This window comes from Staphylococcus sp. GDY8P198P (assembly GCF_017891615.1).
In the GTDB taxonomy this organism is placed as follows: domain Bacteria; phylum Bacillota; class Bacilli; order Staphylococcales; family Staphylococcaceae; genus Staphylococcus; species Staphylococcus cohnii.
Window position 1 is genome coordinate 1 of record NZ_JAESJQ010000008.1, and the last position, 2,575, is coordinate 2,575.

General features: G+C 27.3%; 2 protein-coding genes and 1 pseudogene. 1 reads left to right on the forward strand and 2 read right to left on the reverse strand.

The window, feature by feature from the left end; all coding sequences use genetic code 11:
• Positions 1-68: 68 nt before the first annotated feature.
• A pseudogene (locus tag KA824_RS09200) lies at positions 69-356 on the reverse strand (protein rep); the annotation flags it as partial.
• Between the two features lie 19 nt (positions 357-375).
• On the reverse strand, positions 376-1,356 hold the full coding sequence (locus KA824_RS09205; RefSeq protein ID WP_210133258.1) for a replication initiator protein A: 981 nt from the start codon (positions 1,354-1,356) through the stop codon (positions 376-378).
• Between the two features lie 419 nt (positions 1,357-1,775).
• Here KA824_RS09205 and KA824_RS09210 point away from each other — a divergent pair, with 419 nt between their 5' ends.
• Positions 1,776-2,498, forward strand: coding sequence for a DUF536 domain-containing protein (locus tag KA824_RS09210; RefSeq protein WP_192945750.1), 723 nt, complete (start codon positions 1,776-1,778; stop codon positions 2,496-2,498).
• Positions 2,499-2,575: the final 77 nt, after the last annotated feature.

The following is a 2,575-nucleotide window of genomic DNA, read 5'->3' on the forward strand; positions in this document are numbered from 1 at the left end:
AATATTTCATAATAAAAAAACTGACCTCAATCACAATCCGCAGTTTCTGATTGAGGTCATTTTTTTTATTATTTTTTGATGTAGTAGTTTTGTTTTTGATAATTCCATATTGCCATGATTGAGTGTGCTTTTTGTTCTTCTGTTGTCTTTTCGTCTGATGTATTAATTAAGTTCCCATCTTCTGAGTCATCTAAATTTAAAATTTTATGTTTTTGTTTGAGTAAACCACCGTAGCTTAGCATACGTTTTCTGTATAAACCTTGTTCTAAGTCTTTGACTATTTCTTGGTTTTTTTCTTGATTACTTGTTAGAAAGTCTGATGATTTAACACTATATTTTGATATTTCTTTGATTGCTACAAGCTTATTTAATTTATTAATTAAAAATATTATATTTCGTCATATTTTGTCTTCTCATATCGGCTAAATAAAGTTCTTCAAGTTCACTTAAAATCGTCCTCATTAAGTATCCTTGCATCGAAATGATCGTTTCTTTTTGGCCTTTAACACCTCTATCATGTATCGCTTTTTTTACTCTTTTTAAAGATATTAATATTTCATCTTCAATGTCCTCTAACATGTAATGCATATCTTCATGTCTTGAATTAAATGATTTTTTTGCTTTAAGAATAACAGTTTTTATAACTTCTAAATCTTTATAATGATAATTCATTAAATAATTAGTTAATTGTTCAGGAAATTCTTGTAGTAATATTTCTTTATAATCTTTATCATCAGATTCAGTTACAAATTGATCTGAATGATCTGAATGATAATTATGCTTATGTTCTATATCATTCAAATCATTCAGATCATTATATTCAGTATTATTTAATTTAGTATTACTAAGTTCAGTATCATTAGAGTCTAAACTTTGGGATTCTGGAATCCCAAAGTTTGGGGTTCTGGACTCCCAAACTTTGGGATTCTGGACTCCCAAACTTTGGGAGTCCTTGCTATTACTAAGTTCGTCATTATTTTCAGTATTTTTTTGTATTTGTTTTTCAACGTTGATATTTGTCTCAATTTCGTGCAGGTAAAGTTTGTTTGGTCGATTAAAACCAGTTTTAACTTGTTCCAACAATCCTACTTCTTCTAATTCTTTTTTTATTTTAGTGATGGTATTTTTACTCTTGCCTAAAACTTCTTGAAGGTTTTCATTTGTAAAAATAAAATATATATCTCCATTTTGATCTATCCAGTTATTCTTAATTGATAAACTAACTCTATCATTAAGAACAGCATAGCCAATCTTTGAACTATCACTTAACTTTTTGTATTTTTCATTAATAAATAATGCTTTATGAAGAATATAAAAATTTTGACTTGCTTGATTATTTACATTTTTTCTAGACATAATAAATACCTCTTTCCATTATTTGTTTGGTAAGAGGTAATAAAACGCTTTTATATAGCATTAAATTTATTTAAAGATTTAGGTGCTTGCACTAAGATGTTGTTCATTATATAATACAAGTACAAATTTGATATTAAACAAACGTGCTATAACGTTTTATTACCACCCCCCGACTATTACCAGTAGTTGGGGTTTTTTGATATGTTAATTATATCATTTTAAATAGGGTTGTAAAAGGAGAAAATACACATTTGTCAAAGGTTGACAAAGATTTGATAAACCATTGATAAACCTTATTAACCCTAGATAAAGCATTGATAAAAATTCTTATTTTCCTTAATATATATTTGAGTTTCAGTGGTTACGGTTATATAATAGAGTATAAACGTTTGACAAACTATTTATAAAGGTTTGATTGTATGAAAAGTGTGAAAATGTTAAGTGAGGAATTAAAGGTTAGTAAGCAAACAATTTTTAATAATATTAAACGACTAAATATTGAGACAATAAAACAGGAAAACACTTCATTTATTAAAGATGAAACTGATATAGAAAGAATCATTCAAAGGGTAAATGAAAATAAAAAGAAATATGGTTTCGAAAGTAATACAGCGGATATAAAAAATAATGAATCGGATAATGTTGAGTCTGAAAATGATACTCAGATAATAGAAATACTTAAACATCAAATTGACACCTTAAATAGGCAGATTGAAAAGCAAGAAAGTCGTCACGAAACAACATTAGAATTCTATAGAAAAGAGTTACAGGAAAGATCAAAGTTGCTTGAAAATCAACAAATATTAGCTTTAGAAAGCAATAAAAAAATTCAAAAACTAGAAAACCAATTAGAGGAAGAGAGGCACCTTAATTATCCCTTTGATACATCTGCTAATGATAGACAAAATGTTAATTCACAAGAAGCAACTTTTACTGAAGAATCTAAAGATACTAATCAGCAACAAGAAGATGAACAGTCAATAGAAGTAAAACTTAAAGGTATAGATGAAGAGGAAAAAAACAATAGTATAAACGAAGATGAATTTCGAAAAGATGATAAATTATCTGAAGAAATAGAGGTTCATAATAAGGGAGAACAGCCAACTAAAAAAGGATTTTGGAGTCGCTTGTTTGGTAACTAATTCTATTAAAAAGACACAACAAGTTTAAATTTGTTGTGTCTTTTTATGTGTATCAAACTTCTGATAATCATCGATTA

Excerpts from the sequence above, each read along its gene's own strand:
- KA824_RS09205 (WP_210133258.1), bottom strand. The coding sequence starts at position 1,356 with ATGTCTAGAAAAAATGTAAATAATCAAGCAAGTCAAAATTTTTATATT.
- KA824_RS09210 (WP_192945750.1), top strand. The coding sequence starts at position 1,776 with ATGAAAAGTGTGAAAATGTTAAGTGAGGAATTAAAGGTTAGTAAGCAA.